This is a genomic window from Cupriavidus sp. 01L46, from assembly GCF_056399905.1.
This window is the reverse complement of the sequence record NZ_JBFTSF010000191.1, coordinates 1-18897: the sequence shown is the minus strand read 5'-3', so window position 1 is coordinate 18897 and position 18897 is coordinate 1. Positions and strand designations below refer to the sequence as shown.

20 protein-coding genes are annotated in these 18897 nt (G+C 65.5%); 5 read left to right on the top strand and 15 right to left on the bottom strand.

Annotation, left to right across the window (positions count from 1 at the left end; genetic code table 11):
* Nucleotides 1–163: 163 nt before the first annotated feature.
* The 6 genes from AC1DS3_RS26445 to AC1DS3_RS26420 all read right to left on the bottom strand — a co-directional run bounded on the left by AC1DS3_RS26445 (nt 164) and on the right by AC1DS3_RS26420 (nt 6040).
* Nucleotides 164–1774 carry an ABC-F family ATPase gene (locus tag AC1DS3_RS26445; RefSeq protein WP_477128278.1) on the bottom strand — a complete coding sequence of 537 codons (1611 nt, stop codon included), beginning with the start codon at nt 1772–1774 and terminating at the stop codon, nt 164–166.
* 254 nt (nt 1775–2028) lie between these two features.
* Nucleotides 2029–3003, bottom strand: a complete 975-nt coding sequence (gene ldcA, locus AC1DS3_RS26440; RefSeq protein ID WP_477128277.1) for a muramoyltetrapeptide carboxypeptidase — start codon at nt 3001–3003, stop codon at nt 2029–2031.
* Nucleotides 3000–3692: a tRNA adenosine(34) deaminase TadA gene (gene tadA / locus AC1DS3_RS26435; protein WP_441639982.1), complete on the bottom strand. Its 693-nt coding sequence runs from the start codon at nt 3690–3692 to the stop codon at nt 3000–3002. Before tadA ends, ldcA begins: the two co-directional genes overlap by 4 nt.
* Nucleotides 3693–3714: 22 nt before the next feature.
* Nucleotides 3715–4191, bottom strand: coding sequence for a 6-carboxytetrahydropterin synthase QueD (gene queD, locus AC1DS3_RS26430; RefSeq protein WP_006159634.1), 477 nt, complete (start codon nt 4189–4191; stop codon nt 3715–3717).
* Nucleotides 4192–4249: 58 nt separating this feature from the next.
* Nucleotides 4250–4897: a 7-carboxy-7-deazaguanine synthase gene (gene queE / locus AC1DS3_RS26425; protein ID WP_441639981.1), complete on the bottom strand. Its 648-nt coding sequence runs from the start codon at nt 4895–4897 to the stop codon at nt 4250–4252.
* A gap of 237 nt (nt 4898–5134) precedes the next feature.
* A complete protein-coding gene (locus tag AC1DS3_RS26420; protein WP_441639980.1) occupies nt 5135–6040 on the bottom strand; it encodes a LysR substrate-binding domain-containing protein in 906 nt (301 codons plus the stop codon).
* A gap of 105 nt (nt 6041–6145) precedes the next feature.
* Between AC1DS3_RS26420 and AC1DS3_RS26415 the strand changes: the two genes are divergently transcribed.
* Nucleotides 6146–7177, top strand: a complete 1032-nt coding sequence (locus tag AC1DS3_RS26415) for an MFS transporter (protein WP_477128276.1) — start codon at nt 6146–6148, stop codon at nt 7175–7177.
* A 115-nt stretch (nt 7178–7292) separates the two neighbouring features.
* On the opposite strand, the gene AC1DS3_RS26410 is transcribed toward AC1DS3_RS26415, so the two are convergent.
* Nucleotides 7293–7799: a DUF1993 domain-containing protein gene (locus AC1DS3_RS26410; protein ID WP_477128275.1), complete on the bottom strand. Its 507-nt coding sequence runs from the start codon at nt 7797–7799 to the stop codon at nt 7293–7295.
* A 214-nt stretch (nt 7800–8013) separates the two neighbouring features.
* Here AC1DS3_RS26410 and AC1DS3_RS26405 point away from each other — a divergent pair, with 214 nt between their 5' ends.
* Nucleotides 8014–8415, top strand: coding sequence for a hypothetical protein (locus tag AC1DS3_RS26405; protein WP_441639999.1), 402 nt, complete (start codon nt 8014–8016; stop codon nt 8413–8415).
* Between the two features lie 31 nt (nt 8416–8446).
* Here AC1DS3_RS26405 and AC1DS3_RS26400 read toward each other — a convergent pair whose 3' ends face one another.
* From AC1DS3_RS26400 to AC1DS3_RS26375, 6 genes are all read right to left on the bottom strand, one after another.
* On the bottom strand, nt 8447–9418 hold the full coding sequence (locus AC1DS3_RS26400; protein ID WP_441639977.1) for a tripartite tricarboxylate transporter substrate binding protein: 972 nt from the start codon (nt 9416–9418) through the stop codon (nt 8447–8449).
* Nucleotides 9419–9543: 125 nt separating this feature from the next.
* Nucleotides 9544–9864 (bottom strand): DUF4387 domain-containing protein, encoded by a 321-nt coding sequence (locus AC1DS3_RS26395; RefSeq protein ID WP_477109527.1) that lies wholly within the window; start codon nt 9862–9864, stop codon nt 9544–9546.
* Between the two features lie 59 nt (nt 9865–9923).
* Nucleotides 9924–11285, bottom strand: a complete 1362-nt coding sequence (locus AC1DS3_RS26390; RefSeq protein ID WP_441639975.1) for an acyclic terpene utilization AtuA family protein — start codon at nt 11283–11285, stop codon at nt 9924–9926.
* A 173-nt stretch (nt 11286–11458) separates the two neighbouring features.
* The gene (locus AC1DS3_RS26385) at nt 11459–12499 is read right to left on the bottom strand and encodes a sigma-54 interaction domain-containing protein (RefSeq protein ID WP_441639974.1); all 1041 of its coding nucleotides are present in this window, start codon (nt 12497–12499) and stop codon (nt 11459–11461) included.
* A gap of 163 nt (nt 12500–12662) precedes the next feature.
* Nucleotides 12663–13541 carry an acyltransferase gene (locus AC1DS3_RS26380; RefSeq protein WP_441639998.1) on the bottom strand — a complete coding sequence of 293 codons (879 nt, stop codon included), beginning with the start codon at nt 13539–13541 and terminating at the stop codon, nt 12663–12665.
* Between the two features lie 220 nt (nt 13542–13761).
* Nucleotides 13762–15102, bottom strand: a complete 1341-nt coding sequence (locus AC1DS3_RS26375; protein WP_477128274.1) for a hypothetical protein — start codon at nt 15100–15102, stop codon at nt 13762–13764.
* 385 nt (nt 15103–15487) lie between these two features.
* Here AC1DS3_RS26375 and AC1DS3_RS26370 point away from each other — a divergent pair, with 385 nt between their 5' ends.
* The 3 genes from AC1DS3_RS26370 to AC1DS3_RS26360 all read left to right on the top strand — a co-directional run bounded on the left by AC1DS3_RS26370 (nt 15488) and on the right by AC1DS3_RS26360 (nt 17408).
* Nucleotides 15488–16000 carry a hemerythrin domain-containing protein gene (locus tag AC1DS3_RS26370; RefSeq protein ID WP_441639972.1) on the top strand — a complete coding sequence of 171 codons (513 nt, stop codon included), beginning with the start codon at nt 15488–15490 and terminating at the stop codon, nt 15998–16000.
* Between the two features lie 233 nt (nt 16001–16233).
* Nucleotides 16234–16914: a Crp/Fnr family transcriptional regulator gene (locus AC1DS3_RS26365; RefSeq protein WP_441639971.1), complete on the top strand. Its 681-nt coding sequence runs from the start codon at nt 16234–16236 to the stop codon at nt 16912–16914.
* 41 nt (nt 16915–16955) lie between these two features.
* Entirely contained in the window at nt 16956–17408 is a 453-nt protein-coding gene (locus AC1DS3_RS26360; RefSeq protein ID WP_477128273.1) for an RrF2 family transcriptional regulator, read from the top strand.
* A 55-nt stretch (nt 17409–17463) separates the two neighbouring features.
* Here the strand turns inward: AC1DS3_RS26360 and AC1DS3_RS26355 are convergent, their stop codons facing one another.
* Together AC1DS3_RS26355 and AC1DS3_RS26350 are read right to left on the bottom strand one after the other, a co-directional pair.
* A complete protein-coding gene (locus AC1DS3_RS26355; RefSeq protein ID WP_477128272.1) occupies nt 17464–18651 on the bottom strand; it encodes a hypothetical protein in 1188 nt (395 codons plus the stop codon).
* Nucleotides 18600–18897 (bottom strand): metal-sulfur cluster assembly factor (locus AC1DS3_RS26350; protein WP_477128271.1); only part of this gene is annotated, 298 nt, incomplete at its 5' end. The genes AC1DS3_RS26355 and AC1DS3_RS26350, both read right to left, overlap by 52 nt.

Genomic DNA, 18897 nt, shown 5'->3' with positions numbered 1-18897 from the left:
GGCCAAAGGGGAGATTACCGCCGGCGCCATCATCGACCAGCTCGACAGGATGGTGCGCGACGACGGGCATGCATCGGCCTGAGTGGCCGCAATGGCTCCCGGCCGCAAAAACAAGAAGGGCCGCGCTTGGCGGCCCTTCTTGTTTGCCCGAGGCTTTTGCTGCTTAGTCGTTGATACCCTGCGATTCCAGGTACTCGTCATACGTACCCAGGTAATCGGTCAGCGTGCCGTCGTTGCGCACTTCGATCACGCGCGTGGCCAGGCCGCTCACGAACACACGGTCGTGCGAGACGAAGACCAGCGTGCCGGTGAACTTGTCCAGCGCGATCTGCAGCGATTCGATCGATTCCATGTCCATGTGATTGGTCGGCTCGYCGAGCGCCAGCACATTGTGGCGGCCCAGCATCAGCTTGCCCCAGATCATGCGGCCCTTCTCGCCGCCGGACAGCACCTTGACCGACTTCTTGATGTCGTCGGCCGAGAACAGCAGGCGGCCCATGGTGCCGCGCAGCGACTGGTCGTCGTCGCCGGCCTGGGTCCACTGGCTCATCCAGTCGATCAGGTCGCGGTCGACCGGGAACTCCTCGAAGGTGTCCTGCGGCATATAGCCGACATTGGCGTTCTCGGCCCACTTGATGGTGCCGCGATCGACTTCCACGCCGCCCTTGACGGTGCTGCCCAGCAGGCTGCGCAGCAAGGTGGTCTTGCCGGCGCCGTTCTCGCCGATGATGGCCACGCGCTCGCCGGCCTGGATCGCCATCGACAGGTTGTTGATGACCTTGCGGTCGTAGGTCTTGGTGACGCCTTCCGCTTCCACCGCCAGGTTGTGCAGCTTCTTGTCGAACTCGAAGCGGATGAAGGGATTCTGGCGCGACGACGGCTTGATGTCCTCGACCTTGATCTTGTCGATCTGCTTCAGGCGCGAGGTGGCCTGGCGTGCCTTGGACTTATTGGCCGAGAAACGGCGCACGAAGTCCTGCAGTTCGCCGATACGCTCCTTGGCACGGCTGTTGGCCGCCAGTTGGCGTTCGCGCGCCTGCATGGAGGCTTCCATGTAGTCGTCGTAGTTGCCCGGGTAGACCTTGAGCGTGCCGTAGTCCATGTCGGCCATGTGCGTGCACACGGAGTTCAGGAAGTGGCGATCGTGGGAGATGATGATCATGGTGGAATTGCGCTCGTTGAGCACTTGTTCCAGCCAGCGGATCGTATTGATGTCGAGGTTATTGGTCGGCTCGTCGAGCAGCAGCACGTCCGGGTTCGAGAACAGGGCCTGTGCCAGCAGCACGCGCAGCTTCCAGCCCGGCGCCACGTTGCTCATGGTGCCCTGGTGCTGGTCGGTGGGGATGCCCACGCCCAGCAGCAGCTCGCCGGCACGTGCTTCGGCCGTGTAGCCGTCGTACTCGGCATACTTGGCCTCCAGCTCGGCGGCCTTCATGTAGTCTTCGTCGGTGGCTTCCGGGTTGGCGTAGATCGCGTCGCGCTCGGCGGCGGCGGCCCACATCTCGGTGTGGCCCATCATGACCACGTCCAGCACGCGCATGTCTTCATAGGCGAACTGGTCCTGGCGCAGCTTGCCCAGGCGCACGCCCGGCTCCAGCATGACGGTGCCGGCGGACTGCTCGAGATCACCGCCGAGGATCTTCATGAAGGTGGACTTGCCGCAACCGTTCGCGCCGATCAAGCCGTAGCGGTTGCCCTCGCCGAACTTGACCGAGATATTCTCGAACAACGGCTTGGGGCCGAACTGCATGGTGATGTTTGCGGTAGAAAGCACGTCTGGGACCTTGTATGGATGATGAGGCGCGGGACTTGCCGCGCTTGCCTCGGGCTGCCGCCCTGCTGATGGCTGCGCAAATGGCTGTGCGAATTGCTAATTGCCAATTGCTTAGCCTGGCTTGCTTAGCTGCATGAACGGCACAAAGCCAGGCATGGCAACCTGGCGGCGCGTTGGCGCGGGGCCCGGGCAGGGAAATCGGGAAACAACCGGCGATTTTACCACTGGCGGGCAAAGGAACGAAGCGATAAGCCTCAGATGCGGGCGCAAGGCGCCGCTTTCAACACCGGGTAACCCGACAGCGACAGCGAAAACCCGTCCGCACGTGCGCTCAACTGCGCCTGCCCTCCCACCGGCAGGGTCAACTTGCGCGGGCAGTGGCCGAACGGCAGGCCGGTGAGGACCGGCACCGACAAGCGCTCCTGCATGTACGCCACCACGGCGGGCAGRTCGTAGCCGTTGTCGTAATCCGTCACGCGGTAATTGGAAAAGTCGCCCAGCAGGATCGCGCGCTGCGCGCCGAGCACGCCAGCCTGGTCCAGCTGCAGCAGCATGCGCTCGACCCGGTAAGGCGGCTCGTTGACGTCTTCCAGGAACAGGATGCCGCCCTGCACCGCCGGCATGAACGGCGTGCCCAGCAAGCTGCACAGCATCGCCATGTTGCCGCCCCACAGCGTGCCCGACAACGCGCCCGTAAAAGGCTGGCCGCCAGCCTGCGGCGCATCCACGTCGATGGTGTAGGCCGGATCGCGCAGCACGCCGTTGAAGTGCTGCCACATGAACGGATCGACCACGTCCGCGCCAAAATCCGCCAGCAGCATCGGACCGGCAAAGGTAACGCCGCCAGTGGCCGCCAGGTACGCCAGCTGGAAGGCCGTGAAATCGCTGTGGCMGACGATGGGCGTCTGGCTGGCGCGCGCCTGCTCGGCAATGCGGGCAAAGTCCACCTGCTCCAGCAGCCGTGCAATACCGTAGCCGCCGCGCACAGCCAGCGTCAGCTCGTGCGCCGCGCCGGTGCCGATGGCATGCAGGTCGGCCAGCCGTTCGGCATCGCTGCCGCCAAAGCGCAGGTAGCGGCGCGCCAGCACATCCGGGTTGCCGACATGAAAGCCCTGCCCTTTGAGCCAGGCGCAGCCGCGCGCGGCGATGGCGACGTCGTGCGGATAGCCGGAAGACGCAATCAGGCGGACTTCGGTGGCTGGCGTGGGCGTAGGCGTGGGCTGGCTCATGCGTCGGGGTTCTGGTTTGGGTCGGTGTCGGTGTCGGTGTCGGTGTCGGTGTCGATGGAGGCAGCAGGCGCGGCAGCGGCGCAATGCGCGCAGGCAGGCGCATCGCTGGCCCCCACGGCCTGCGCGGCTTCTTGCCCGGCTTCTTGCGCCGCCTTCTGCGCGGCCTTCTGGGCCCGGCGCCTGCCGCCGAAGAAATCCTTCAGCATCCGCGAGCACTCGTCGGCCATCACCCCGCCGGCAATGGTGGTCTGGTGATTGAGCTGCGCCTGCTCGAACAGGTTCAGCACACTGCCCGCGGCGCCGGTCTTGGGATCGCTGGCGCCAAACACCACGTGACGAATCCGCGCATGCAGGATCGCGCCGCTGCACATCACGCAGGGTTCCAGCGTCACGTACAGCTCGCACTCCGGCATGCGGTAGTTGCCGATCACGCGGGCAGCGGCGCGCAGCGCCTGCATTTCAGCATGCGCGGAAGGATCGACCGAGCGGATCGGCAGGTTGTGGCCGCGCGCGATGATGGTGTCGTTCCACACCACGACCGCGCCCACCGGGACTTCGCCAGCGGCTTCGGCCAGGCGCGCTTCGTCAAGCGCGGCCTGCATATAGCGGCGATCGCGCGCAAGCGCAGGATCCATGGAAAGATCCGGGCTTGCCAGGCTGGCCTCGGGCGGCAGGGTCGGCTCGGTCATCGCGGCTGCGTCATGCGGCGAGTCAGTCCTGCGCCGGCAGGCTGAAGGCAGCGCTGACCTCGGCCCAGCAGTTCGGGGTCTCGAACAGCACCAGGCGGGTGAGCTGCAACTGGTGCCCGAAGCAATCCTTGAACACCGGGGCCAGCATGTCAAAGGCGATCTGCGCCAGGTTCTCCACGGTCGGGATGGCATCGAGCACCACCGTCTTGTGCCCGTCCATGGTCTGCAGGAAGTTCAGCAGCGCGGTATCGCCGCGATGGATCAGGAAAGCGTGGTCCCACTTGGACACCAGGTGTTCCGTGGCCAGCGCCTTGATATCGCTGAAGTCCAGGATCATGCCCTCGTCCGAGGCGCCGGCGCGATGCAGCACCTCGCCCGACAGCGTCAGGTCCAGGCGATAGCGATGGCCATGGATGTTGCGGCACTGGCCGCCATGGTTGGGAATGCGGTGGCCGGAGTCGAACTCCAGACGGCGGGTAATGGAAACTTGCTTGTTCATGTGGGCCAATGGGTGCCGAGGTGTGCCGGTGCGTACCGGCGCGATTTGCGCGATTTGCCTACCGGATGCCGAGCAGCTTGTGGGTCTGCAGCGAAAGGCGCCAGAGCGGACGGCGCTGGCAGAACTCCACCGCCAGCGCGGTATTTTGCCGTGCCAGCGGGCCGTCCATGGCCTGCACCAGGAAATAGCGGAAATCAAGGCGCTCGTATGCGGCGAAATCCTGGCCATCCTGCGGGATCACCACCTTGAGTTCGTCGCCGCGCCTGACCACCAGTTCGGAGCCCATCTTGGGGCTCACGCAAACCCAGTCGATGCCCTCGGGCACCGGCAATGTGCCATTGGTCTCGATGGCGATCTCGAAGCCGCGCGCATGCAGCGCGTCGATCAGCGGCGCATCCAACTGCAGCAGCGGCTCGCCGCCCGTGCAGACCACCAGCGGACGCCCGGCGCCGCTGCTATCCACAGCCTGTGGCCACTGGGCCGCTACCTTGTCGGCGAGCGCCTCGGCGGTGCGGTACTTGCCGCCCTCGGTGCCATCGGTGCCAACGAAGTCGGTGTCGCAGAACTGGCAGACCGCGCTGGCACGGTCTTCCTCGCGCCCACTCCAGAGATTGCATCCGGAGAAGCGGCAGAACACGGCTGCGCGGCCCGCGTTGGCGCCTTCGCCCTGCAGTGTGTAGAAGATTTCCTTGACGGCGTAAGTCATGCTGGCTGGTAAAGCTCTGGTAGCTCTTGTAGGTCGTGCTGTGGGTGGTGCAGTGAGGCAGTCGGTGCAGGCGCGCGGCGAATGCCGGGCGGGCAACTGGCGACGCGTGGCGACTATTGGCCAGGAAACTGCGGCGAACTCGCTATTTTCGCACAGGAGCGCAATCCGCTCCAGCCGCCTCCTTGATTTCCCCTATTGCCAAGGCCACGCTCAGGCGCTGGCGCTTGGCCCGCCGGCCTAAAGTTGCGCCCAAGCCGCCTCGCGCAGCTTGCCGCCAACAAAATCCAGGAAGCTGGCGATGCGCGCCGAAAGCTGGGTGTTGAGGTAATAGACCGCGTTGATCGACTGACGTTCGTCGATGGTGTGCGCCATCAGCACCTGCACCAGGTCGCCGCGGCGCCGGTCCGCGTCGGTCATGAAATCCGACAGGCAGACCAGGCCCTCGCCCGCCAGTGCCAGCTGGCGCAGGGTTTCGCCGCTCGATGCCGACAGATGCGGCGTGATCTGCACCTCTTCGCCCACGGCGCCGCGCAGGGGCCAGCGATTGAGCGATTCGGGCTGGTTGAAGCCGATCAGGCTGTGCCCGGCAAGGTCCGCCACGCTTTCCGGGCGGCCCCGCGCCTTGAGATAGGCTGGGCTGGCCAGCACGCGCACACGGCTGCTGGCCAGCGCGCGGGCATGCAGGGTGGAGTCCCGCAGCGCGCCGATACGGATCGCCACGTCGGTACGATGCTCGAGCAGGTCGATGATCTGGTCGTTGGTATTGAGCTCCAGCTCGATTTCCGGATAAGCCCGGCGGAATTCCCCGACCAGCGGCACGATCGCGTGCAGCATGAAAGGGGACGCCGCATTGACCCGCAGCCGCCCCGCCGGCCGCTGGCGGCGCACGGCCATCTGCTCCTCCGCCAGTTCCACCGAAGCCAGGATCGCGCGCGCGTGGGCCAGCAGTGCCTCGCCCTCCTCGCTCAGCGCCAGCCGGCGCGTGGTCCGGTGCAGTAGGGTGGTGCCCACCTTGTCTTCCAGGCGGCTCAGCGCACGGCTGATGCCGGAGACGGTCTGCCCCAGTTGCTCGGCCGCAGCCGTGATGGAGCCGCTGTCCACCACGGTGGCAAAGGCCTGCAGTTCTTCGAGTGTGATCTTCATTGTTGAATACTAATCAAATATCTTATCCAGATCACCCACTTAATCTGCAAGAAAGACAGCGGCAAACTGCGTCCATCCTAATTCCGGACGCTCCTGGAGCCCACCATGCCCATTGCCCTGTTCGCGCTGACCATCAGCGCGTTTGCCATCGGGACCACCGAATTCGTCATCGTCGGCCTGATCCCCACCATCGCCGCCGATCTGCACATCACGCTGCCATCGGCCGGCCTGCTGGTGAGCCTCTATGCGCTCGGCGTGGCCATTGGCGCCCCGGTGCTGACCGCCCTCACCGGCCGCCTGCCGCGCAAGGCGCTGCTGGTATCGCTGATGGCCCTGTTCACGCTGGGCAACCTGCTGGCGTGGAAGGCGCCCGGCTACGAATCGCTGATCCTGGCGCGTATCCTGACCGGCCTGGCCCACGGGGTGTTCTTCTCGATCGGGTCCCTTGTCGGCAGCGTGATGTTTGTCCCGGCCAATATCCGCCACGGCGCCCCCGCCTCGTTGCTGCAACAAGCCAAGGTGCTGGCCGAGCCGCGCCTGCTGCTGGTCTACGCCAAGACCGCGATCGGCTATGGCGGCTCGTTCATCCCCTTCACCTTCCTCGCCCCCATCCTGCAGGACGTATCGGGCTTCAGCGCCAGCGCGGTCGGGCTGGTGATGCTGGTGTACGGCGTGTCGGTCGCCGCGGGCAACATCTGGGGCGGCCGCCTGGCCGACCGCCACGGCCCCATTGCCGCGCTCAAGATCGTGTTCCTGCTGCTGTCCATCGTGCTGTTTGCGCTGACCTTCACCGCGCCGCACCGCTGGCTGGTGGTTGCGACCGTGCTGGCCTGGGGCGCCGTTGCCTTCGGCAATGTGCCGGCGCTGCAGGTCTATGTGGTCAAGCAGGCGGAGCGCCATGCGCCGGGTGCCGTCGATGTGGCATCGGGCCTCAATATCGCCGCCTTCAACCTGGGCATTGCCGGCGCGGCCTGGGCCGGCGGCCTGATCGTGACCCATTTGGGCCTGATGCATACACCGTGGATTGGCGCGCTGGTGGTACTGGCGGCGCTTGGCCTGACCGCGCTGAGCGGGCGCCTGGACCGGCTGGAGCAACACCCCTTGGGCGAGCGCAAGCTGGCCGCCGCCAGGGCCTGACCCCGGCGCATCACGCCTGTGCCAGCACGGATGGACACACCGCCGCGCCGCTTCGGGCCGGGATAGGGTAACAGGCTTTGCACCCCGGTCACCGTCAGGCCGGCGCCGATCTCGATCAGGACAGGCCGAGATAGTCGCGCTTGCCCACCGGCACGCCCTTGTGGCGCAGGATGTCGTAAGCCGTGGTCACGTGAAAATAGAAATTCGGCAGCACAAAGCCCAGCAGGTAGGACTTGCCGTCGAACGTGACGGGCTCGGGGCGCAGCTTGAGCTCGATGGTGCGCGTTTCGCTGCCCTCGAGCTGGGCGGGCTGGATGGTATTCAGGAAGGCCACCGTCCTGGCGATGYGCTCCTGCAGTTCCGGAAACGTGGTTTCGGTGTCGGCAAAGGCTGGCATCTCGATGCCAGCCAGCCGCGCCGCGCAACCCTTTGCGGTGTCGCTGGCGCGCTGCACCTGTGCGGGCAGCGGGTCCATGTCCGCCACCAGGCGGGTCTGGATCAGGTCGGCCGGGTCCATGCCCTGCGCCTGTGCGAATGCGGCGCCTTTGTCCAGGATGGCCGACAAGCTGCCAAAAGCCCGGATAAAGGCTGGAATCGATACTTCATACATCGAGAGCGACATGGGGGTGTCCTTGGTTGTGATTGCCAGACGCGGCATCCCGCCGGCGGGCGAATTGCGCCGCGGCGGGTTGCGCGACACGGCGAGGATAAACCTTCCGGCGGTTTCTCGCCGGCCGGCCCGTTCAATCCCGGCAAGGGCCGGCGCCCAGCGGGGCCCTTGATTCTTGATTTAAGATATCCCTCCCCTCCGGATGAGCGCACATCGCCTCGACGACATGAACGCCCCCTTTCCGATTCGCAAGGAGTGTCCGCCAGGCGCCTGCACATGCGGTCGCGAGGCGTTGCTGGACGACCCGCAATCCGACATGCGGATCCTGAGGCTGACCCGGGAAGAGGAAAAGCGACTGATCGCCCGCCTGGAAAGCCTGTCGAGCCTTGCCGAGCTCAAGGACATGGAAAAGCGCATGCATGCGCAACTGGGCATCGTCCTGACGATCACACCTAGCATCCACGAAGTGCGCACGGTGCGCGGCATCAACATCCAGGTGGAAGAGCAAACCGGGCTGTGCCGCAAGACCAAGCAGGCGATTCCCGCGGCGATACGCCGTTGCCTTGAGGCAAAGCCGGATATGGCGTACGCGATCCTGAATGCGCACGACTTGCTGGGCGGCGCCTGAGGCCTCTTCCCCCCTTCCCTCACTCCACTCCTCATTCCGCCACGATCTTCCTGTCGCTGGCGATGTGCTTCCACTGCGCAAGATCCTGCCTCATGCGCGCGCCGAATTCGGACGGACTCATTGCCTTGGGCGCCGAGCCGTCCGGTTCAAGCACGATGCGCACATCCTGCGACGCAGCGATCTCATTGATCTCGCGGTTCAGCCTCTGGACCAGCGGCGCGGGCGTGCCGGCAGGTGCGAGGACGCCGACCCAGATCTCGATCCCGTAGCCTGGCACCGATGCCGCCAGCGACGGCAACTCGGGAAACGCCGGGTTCGGCCGCTGCGAGGTCACCGCCAGCGCCCGTACCTTGCCGGACTTCAACTGCGTCACCAGCGAGCTGTAGTTGGACATCATGACGTCGATCTGCCCCGCGGCCAGATCGATCATCGCGTTGGAAGCCCCTTTGTACGGGACATGCATCATCTGGACTTTCGAGATGTCGCACAGCAATTCCGTCGCCAGTTGCGCCAGCGAACCGATCCCCGCCGAGCCGTAGGTGAGCGCGCCCGGCTTGGCGCGCGCCGCCGCGATCAGCTCGGCCGGCGACCTGATCTGGGTCGAGGACGAGACCGCCAGCAACAGCGGCCCCTCGGCGACCATGGACACTGGCGCAAACGCGGCAAGCGGATCGTAGGGCGAACGAGGCTGGGTGGCGGCAGCGGTCAGGAAGGTCGACGACGTCAGCAGCAGCACGGACCCGTCCCGTGGCGCCTTGGCAACCGAATCGGCGCCAACGACGCCTGCCGCACCCGGCTTGTTTTCCACGATGACCGTAGTCCCCAGGCGCTTTGCCAGCCCCGGCGCGATCGCACGCGCGATCACGTCATTGCTCGCGCCCGCCGAAAACGGCACGACAATTCTTATCAAAGGCGGCACCTTGGCATCGGTCTGGGCCGCGGCCATGGTTACCACGGACATCGCGGCAAGCAACAGCGCAATGTGGGCTAACGTCTTTCGCATTCGGCGCTCCTATCTCAATGGGCAGCAACGGGTAGCAACGGGAGTAATCGGTAGAGCAGCATGGATGTCAGGATCCAGACCCCGGGTGGACACCCGGGGTCCCGTGGAATCCGGCGATGTCCTGCCTAGGCCGGGATATCCAGGTCCAGCAGCGGCGCGTACTGCTGGGCGCCAAAGATGTCGCCATCGCCGGCGCTGCCGCTGGGCCGGGTGCGATAGATCGTGAACTTGATGGCGTACGCGGGATCGTATTCGACGAAATCCGAGATCCGTTCGACCGGAATCCCATAGAGCGCGGCCATGCTTTCCCGGCTCAGCGCGCGCGAGCGCTTGACGCGTTCGTACTCGGCCGCCTCGCGAAAGATGATGTCGAAGGTGATCTTGTTGACCCCCGCGTTCTTGCTGCGGATGGTCTTGGCGAGTTGATGCAGTTTTTGCGTTGTCATTGCTGTCGTCGTAGTCATCGTAGCCGTTGTCGTCGTCGTTGCCATATGCGGCGCCCGTCTCAGACGCCAACTTCAATGAGGTGGGTGGGGAACAGCGCCATGGGGTCTTGCACCTCCACCGTGTGGTTCAGCGTCCAACGGTAGGCCGCGCTGGCGTGCAGGACTTCGTCCAGCGGGAACGACACCGAACCGGCCGTGCCTTTGACGTCAGGCAGCCGCGCATAGAACATCTGGCGCAAGCCGATCATCGTCACCTCCTCGGCCATCTCGCGGGTCGGGGCGACCCCTTGCACCAGCACGCAGAGCTCATGCCCCGGCCGGTCGCGCAGCGGCTCCAGCTCGCCCATCACGCCATCGCGGCCATACACGTTGTAGTGCAGTTGATAGCCGCTGTCGCCAAAACGCGTGCGCACCTGCTCGCGTGCCCACGCAATCACCCGGTCCACGTTGGCGATGGTGTAGGGGTCGCGGATGCCGCACAGGCCGACGAAGCGCTCGCCCACCTTCCCCGCGCCTTCCAGCTTGACCCGGACCGTTTCCGCCTCGATAAAGCGTGAGCCCGTGATGCGCGTGGTGCGATCGTCCACCTGCGCGTAGCGGCAATGCGTCATGTCCAGCCTGCCCCCGGCGACAAACTCCTCATACGGATTGGAGCGCTCGTACATCGCATGGCCGGATACGGAGGCGACGGTGCAGCGCTGCTCGGGATGCATCGCCGTGACCTGGACGTCCTCGTGCGAGATGACGCCCATCACGGTCTCCTTGCCGCCATAGGGCTCGGCGCAGAACGATGCGCACTCGAGCACCTTGCCTAGGTAGTAGGAATGATCGGCGGAAAAGCCGTGGTGCAGTGCCGGCGCGGCAAAGACCGCGGCATCCGAGCTGCGCCCGCCAATAATCACGTCGGCGCCCTGGCGCAGCAGCGCCACATAGGGATGGACGCCCGCCATGGCGACGATACGGTCGGTTGCATCGAGCTCGCTTTCGGTCAGGTCTGCAAAGCCATCGAGCCCGCTTACCGTCTTTCCGCGCCGCATTGACTCGCGAAGGAAAGCCTTGTCCACCTCGGAATAGAAGTAGCCGACCCGGAACTTCTTCAGGCCATGCTTGGCGGCCAGTTCGCCGATGATCCGCACGAACAGGTCCACACGGCTGTTCGACCCCGTGTCGCCGGCCGAACCGATGATCATCGGTACGCCGAGACGGCGCGACGCCAGCAGCATTTGCTCCAGATCGTGGCGTTGCCAGGCTTCGGGACTCGTCGAGGTGTCCGACCCCAGCGGCACCGGGCCCACGTCGTCGCTTCCCGAATCGGCCGCGATGTAGTCAGGGCCCGCCTCCACCCCCAACCCAAAGCTCTCGGTGCGCAACGGGGCGAAGCCGAGATGGCCATTAGGACAAATGATCTTCAGGGACTGCATGCAGTGTTCTCCAGATGGTGTCTTCCCCAAGCCGGGCTTGACGAATCATCTAGAGCAGATTGCATGCCACAGGGCGAATTTTGAAAATATCTTTATATTTCATAGATTTAGCGTAACGCCCTTCACCTTCCGCGTGATTCTCACGCGGAACAGGCGCCGCAATTGCGTGAAATTCACGCATCGTCCTCGTCGCTTCCGGCAGTCGGGGCCAGCAGGCCCAGCTTCATCATCTGGTGCCGCAAGGCATGCCGGCTCAACCCCAGTCTCTCGGCCACCGCACTKAGGTTCTGGTGGCACGACACCAGCGTCTGCTCGATCAGCGCACGCTGGAAGCGAGCCGTGGCCTCGTGATAGTCCTGCCCCGGCTCGGACCCGGCACGCCCGTTCATTGCATCCGGCTGCGCCACGGCATCGTCCAATGCGTCCGCAGGCCGCGCCACGTCCCGCAGGATGCGCGCCGGCAGGTGGCACGGCCGGATGCAATCGCCCTCCTCCAGCAGGCAGATGCGCTCCAGCAGGTTTTCGAGTTCACGCACATTGCCCGGCCACCGGTACGCGCGGAAAATGCGCTCCACCTCCGGATCCAGCCGCCGGAAATGGCTGCCGTACTGGGCGTTGTACTTCGCCAGCGTGTTGCTCGCGAGCAGAAAGATGTCGTCGCCACGCTCGCGCAGCGGCGGGATATTGATGGCGATCACCTGCAGCCGGTAATACAGATCCTCGCGAAACTTGCCGGCCTTGACCTCGCTCAGCAGGATCTTGTTGGTCGCTGCGATAAAGCGGGCGTCCACGCTGATGGGACGCACCGCGCCGACCCGCCGGAACCGCCGCGTGTCCAGCAGCGTCAGGATCTTGGACTGCATCACGGGATCCAGCTCGCGGACTTCGTCCAGGAAGACCGTGCCGCCATTCGCCGCCTCGATCAGTCCCTCCTTCCTGCTGACCGCGCCGGTAAACGATCCACGCTCATGGCCAAACAACTCGGATTCGAGCAACTGGGCGGGAATCGCAGCGCAATTGATATCGATGAACTCGCGCCCGGCCCGATTGGACTGCGCGTGGAGCATGCGCGCCACCAGGCTCTTCCCCGTCCCGGTCTCGCCATAGATCAGCACGGTGCTAGCCTGGCTGCGCCCAACGCGGGCGACCAGTTCACGCAGAGCGACGATGGAGGCATGCTCCCCAACAAGCTGCGGGCGAGAAGGTTCGTTCATCTTGGGATACGAGAGCCGGCCGCCCGGGTGGAGGACGCCCCGGCGGCCGGCGAGTTGAGGCCGATCATCTGCGCGGAAGATTAACCTATTCCGGCACGGCGACGGGGGGGCGGGCGGATGGGTGCATGCGCCAGGGGACAAACACCGCGGCGGCGAGCCGTGTTCAACGCACGGCTTGGGCCAGCATCGCTTCGATCTGCCGATCCTTCTCCTCCCACAGTTGCGTCAGCCAGCGATGAAACTCGCGGCGGAACGCGGCATCGCCATCGTAGTCACCGCTGCAGAATTCGACCGGGATCGGCAGTTCGCGAATGCGCACGACGACGCGTCCGGCCCGGCCGCAGGCTAGTTGCCAGAAACTGGGGGTGCCGTCGGGATAGACGATGCTCACGTCCAGCAGCGCGCGAAACTGCGTGCCCATCGTATTGAGCGCCAGCGCCAGTGCGCCGGCCTTCGGCTTGAGCAAGTGCCGGTAGGGTGAAGACTGGGCCCGGTGCTTGGCGGGGGTAAAGCGGGTGCCCTCGGCAAAATTCATTACGCTGGTCGGCACCAAGGCGAACTTGGCGCAGGCACGCCGCGTGGTCTCACGGTCTTGCCCGCGCAACTGCGGGCGCTTGCGCAGCGCCGCCTTGGAATGCCGGCGCATGAACGGAAAATCCAGTGCCCACCAAGCCAGGCCGATCACCGGCACATAGACCAGTTGCTGCTTCAGGAAGAATTTCAGCAACGGGATGCGCCGGTTCAGGATGCGCTGGAGCACGAAGATATCGACCCAGGAGCGGTGGTTGCAATTCACGAGATACCAGCCGGCATAGCGCAATTGGTCCACGCCTTCCACATCCCAGGGCTCGCGTTGCAGAAGGCCGATCCAGGCATCGTTGCAAGTGATCCAGGCAGTGGCGAGGCGATTGAGGACAGGGTCTATGCGTAACCGTACGGCGGGAAACGGCAATAGCAACTTCAACACCGCGAGGATGAAAAGCGGTGTGCACCAGAACAGTGTGTTCAGCGCCAGCAGCGACAAACTGAGCAGGCCGAGCATGGCGATTTCCTCGAATGAATGAAAAGAGCTCCGGAAACGAGCATGCCATGCATTCTGTCTTCTTGGCTTCGCAAAACAAGCATGATGAATGCGCATTTTAGAAAAGCCTGACCCAGATCAAGTGCCTTCCCGGCGACTGCTCTGAAGACTTGCCGAGCCAGGCAATCTGGTGCGGGCCAGTGGCGTGAAACGCYGGGCAGTGATTGTCAAACGGTGGCAATCAGGGCATCCCGACATGCCCGCTGTGCCCAGCCTCCCGCCGATCCGGGTGCCGGGGTGGCAGCCCGCCCGTGGCCATGACATGGCGGAAACACCGCACAGCGCGCAGCAGTTGCAGGCCGAGCCAGACGTTGGCAGCCGCGAACAGCACGCCACCGGGCCAAGCCAGCCATCGCGGCGCCAGTGGCAGCGCCAGCAGCAGGACATAGGCGAGCAGCAGCAAGTTGGCTTGCCAGCGCTGCTGCCCGGGTGAAATCATCGCTTGCATGGCGGGGATCCGGGCCGGCAGTGGCAACCGGCGGCGCAAATGCAGCCAGATCAGGAAAGGCACGATCTTGCCAGTCATCGCCGTTACCGGCAGCACCCCGCATCCGACCAGCACGGCGCATCCTATCCACCACGGGATCGCGACGGCCGTTGGCAGGGCGATGGCCGCCAGCGACAACGCCACCGCGCCCAGGGCGCTCGCGCAGGCGGCCGCCCAAAGACGCCAGCCGGGATCATGGCGGCGCCGCGCACGCAGCATGCCGCCCAATCCGAATGCCGAGAGTGTCCCCAGGAGCAGCAGAAGAGGCGCCGCGCCGGCGCCGGCGCGCTGCGGCAGATCGATCACCGCGCCGCTATAGCCCAGCAGAAGCAACCAGATTCCCCAGGGCAAGAAGCGCTCCAGGCCGGCAGGCAGGCGCCTGGTCTGCCAGAACATCGGCACCACCGTGGTCGCGACACCGGTCGCGAGCGTGGCCAGCCAGCCAACCAGCCCCCAGGCGACATGCAGTTGCRGCAGCGGCCCCAGCGCTAGCTGCCATTGCCCGCCAAGCACGCCAGCCAGCGCCGCGCCGGTCGTGACCGTCGCGATCAGCGCCGCGCCTATGCCTGCCAGGGTGCGCGTGGTGGCGTCCACGGCAACCACGCGCGCGCCCGCCCGCAGCAATGCCAGTCCGACCAGGCTGAGAAAAGGCGCCCCCAGCATGATGGCCACGCGAAAGCCGAGTGGTCGGCCAGCAAGGAATCCACCTGCCAGCGCGAGCGCGGTGCTCCCTCCTGTCAACGCGACCCAGGGTGCCAGTCCGGCAGTCCCGCGTATGCGCACCCCGGCGACCACCGGCATCATCTGGAACAGTGCCCCCAGCATGACGGGAACCAGCATCCCCAATGCGAGCAGATGGACCGCCGCCAGCACGGTTGGGGAGAACCGGGATGGCAGGCCGTCCGCGGAGCCGAAGGCCAGCAGCAAACCCGCGGCGGCGCCAAGCCATGGCGCCGGCAGCAGGCAGCCAAGGACCACCGATGGGCCGGGGGCATTCTCGTATTTCAGGTGCGCGGTCTTCATGCTCGCTGCCATGCCGCAAGATGCTCTCGGGATAGGGGATGTGGCGCACAGGGGTCCTCGCAGATATCGGAAGGGGAAAGTGGTCTCGGCATCGTGTCAATCTCCGCGCTTAGGCAAGTGGGGGGCGGGCAGCGGCTGCCCTGCCCTCGCTGTCAATCTTGGCGCAGCCATGCTAGCCGCCAAAGACCGGCGCTGTCCTTGATCGCGGTAAAGCGTTGCACTACTGGCGAAGGGGCGAAGGCCGCCAGCGGGCCATCACCGCGACTGCTTGCGCTATCTCAAAAAGGCGCGCCGCGCTTCGGGCGATACTTGAAACCAGACCAGTCTGTCCGCGCCTGGCCGAACCCGGCAGCGGGCGATTGGCGATGGCCTGGCCAGGCCAACCCGGAGCGCGACAATGTTTTCTCCCATCGCCAGTCTTCCTGGCTTCGATTCACCGATTGAGATGCTGCTGGCCTGCCACGACAAGGTGCGGCGTTTCGCCGGCCTTTGCCCCAGGCTGGAACAGCATGTGGCGCTGCACGGCGCGGATGAAGAGGCACGAGCCGCCGCCGCCAGCGTGCTGAGGTACTTCCAGCTGGCTGCGCCGCTGCACCACGCGGACGAGGAGGAGGACCTGTTTCCCGCACTGCGCGAGCTGGGTGATGCCAGCTTGACTGCGCGAATTGACGAGCTCGATGCCGAGCATGGGCACCTGGGCGAGCTGTGGTACTGCGTGCAGCCCTGGCTGGAGGCGATGTCGCAAGGGGCAAGGCACCCTGCCCCGCCAGAGCTCGGCGCGTTCGCCACCCTCTATCCCGAGCACGCATCGCGGGAGGAGCGCGAGGTTTATCCTGCAGCCGTCCGGCTGCCGCCCGATCGCCTTGCCGGAATTGGCCAGCGCATGGCGCAAAGAAGAGGCGCCCGCTAGTGACCGCGCGCAGCCATCCGTGCGTCACGTCATTTGCGGCGAAGCTTCCCAGCCAAGGCGGGATGACTTGATCTGCCACAAGATCCGTTTGGGCCTGGCGTGGAATCCTACGGGCTACAAGCCTGTCGTGGCGCTCCGGATACGCAACCATGTTCCCGCCCCGCGCGGCCGGTTTGCCCTGGAGGCTTGCTCCGATGGATTGACAGATGCAACTACCCCCACTGAGGCACGCCATGCGCCACAAACTTAACCTCGATGGACTGCTTGGCAGCTTGCCGCTGTTCCGGAACCTCGATGCAACCCAGTTGGCCGAGCTTGCGGGTTCCTGCCATGAGGTCAGAGTCCCCAAGCACAGCCATGTCTTCCGGCGCGGCGACGCGGCTCCAGGTCTATATGTCGTTGCTGTTGGCCAGATCAAGCTGGCCCTGCCGTCGGCGCACGGCAATCCCGAGAAAGTCGTCGAGTTCTTTGGCCCCGGCGAGGCATTTGGGGAGGCCGTCATGTTTCTTGACCGCCCCTACCTGGTGGATGCCCAGGCGCTCGAAGACACGCTGCTTATCCTGCTCGACAAAAAGGATATATTCGCCGCCATCGATCACGACCCGTCCTTTGCGCGCCGCATGCTTGCCGGGCTGTCGATGCGTCTGCATGCCCTGGTGCAGGATATCGAGACGGTGAACCTGCACAACTCGCAGCAAAGGGTGATCGGCTACCTGCTGAACGGGCCGCGAGAGGGTAACCTGACGCGCTTTGCCGTCAACAAGAACCTGATCGCCTCCAAGCTGGGGCTGTCGCCGGCCACGCTCTCGCGCACCCTGCAGCGGCTCAGCGAAGCTACCTTGATCAGCGTGGCCGGCCCCGAAGTCTTGATTCACGATATCCAGGCGCTTCAGCGCCGGTTTGCCGGAGGCTAAACGCCTCATGGCGGTGCCGAACCCGAAGCGGAATCCATGCGATGCGCCTTACCACCATGACCGACTACGCGCTACGGCTGCTGATCTACGTGGCGCGGCATCCAGACCGGATGTGTACCAACAGCGAAATCGCGCAGGCTTACGGCATCTCCAGGGCCCWCTTGGTCAAGGTGACGCACAAGCTGAGCCGCCAAGGGTGGATCGCGACCGTGCGCGGCAGAGGCGGTGGCATGCAGCTGTCATCCGGGCCAGGGAGCATCAATCTAGGCGACGTGGTTCGCAGCGTGGAGCCGGATTTCGATCTGGTTGCCGGCCTGGCCGACGGCAGCGCCCGCAAGTTCGCGAGCGACGAGCATCTTTGCTGCGTCATGGATGGCGCTCGCAGGCGTTTCCTGCAGCATCTTGAAAGCTATACCCTCGCCGACGTGCTGGCGCGGGCGTTCCCGGCCGCGCCACATGCCGCCGCAGTCGCGGTGAATCCGCTCGGAAATTGAGGGCATCGCAACTGGCGCCGACGTGGCCACATGCCGGCGGCGTCTGGTGGCACGATCAGGGCTGCCGGGAACGCGGCGCCGCGCGGACTCGCCATGCCCGCGCCGCGGCGGCCATGACGGCAATGAAGACCAGGATGGCAGCAACGTTGCCCGTCGCCGCCACGGCCTTGACTGCCGGCGACTGGTGGCCAAGGCTCAGCCGTGCGGCCAGCGAAAGGTGCAGCATGGCAAGCGGCACATAGAAACTGTTGCCGAACYGCAGCTTGATGCGCGTGATCGCCGGCAGGATGACAGGCGCATGTGCCATCACCATGCTGACGATGAAGCCCAGTCCCAGCGCATGGAGCGCCGCGTCGCGCCAGGGCCACCCCGCCGCGGTGCCCGCCCACGCCACGCCGGCCACCAGCAGCCAGGCGTAGCCCAGCAGCAGGCAGACCGCCATGTAGCGGCTCAGTCCGGGGCTGCGCACCGTACGGCGCGCAATGTCGAACAGTGCCAGCCAGGCGGCAAGCAACACCAGCGATGCACCATACACGACACCCCCGATCCTTCCCGCGTTCCCTTCCAGCGCCGAGCCGGCAGCGCCTAGCACAAGCGCCGCCAGAATGGCAAGCAAGGCCGCTTGCGCGCCGGGTCGGCGGCGCATCAGGCGTGTCATTTCAAGCCGCTCGGCGGCCACCGTGACAACCAGGAAAATAAAATACCAGGCGTTGACCGAGGCCAGCCAGCGGCCTGAGGCCAGCCCCGCGCTGCCGGCCAGCCAGGCGACCGAGGCAACCAGCAGCAAGGCGGTATGGGCAGCCGCCTGGCGCCGCAGCACCGCCACGCTGACGCCCACGAACACCAGCGCACCCGCCGCCATGGCCCACGCGCCAGCGGCAGGAAATCCCGCCACCATCAGCAGCGCACCCAGCCCCGACGCCACCGGCGCGGCGAAGGCGGCGGGACGGCCGAGCGCCACCGCGCGCTCGATGCCGATGACCGTGCCGAAGAAGCCGCCAGTCATCAACGCACCGTGGAATAACAGCGCTTGCCAAGGCAGCTTGTAGCCGTCTGCCCCGGGCAGCGCCACGCCGGCGCGCAACAGACCGCCGAGCATGCCCGCGAGCAACGCGATTGCCGCCAGCAGCAGCACCGCCAGCCGAGGCCAGGTCTTGCGCTGGCGCCCTTGCGCGCCACGCGCGGCCGCGCTCACCATCCCATGGCGTGCTTTGCGCTGGCGCTCATGCGCTCTGGCGTCCATGGGGGCTCCCAGCATAATTCCAGTTCGATCGAGTACCCCAGCGGCATCACGCCTTCAAGCTCGAGCTGGACGTCGTCCAGGATCATGTCGGCCACCGGGCATGCGGCGGACGTCATGGTCATCGAGACATGGACTGTGCCCTCCGATACGGTGACGGCGTAGATCAGGCCAACGTCAAGGATGCTTAGCGCTAGTTCCGGATCCACCACGCGGCGCAGGGCTTCCCTGATCGGCATGCGCCACGCC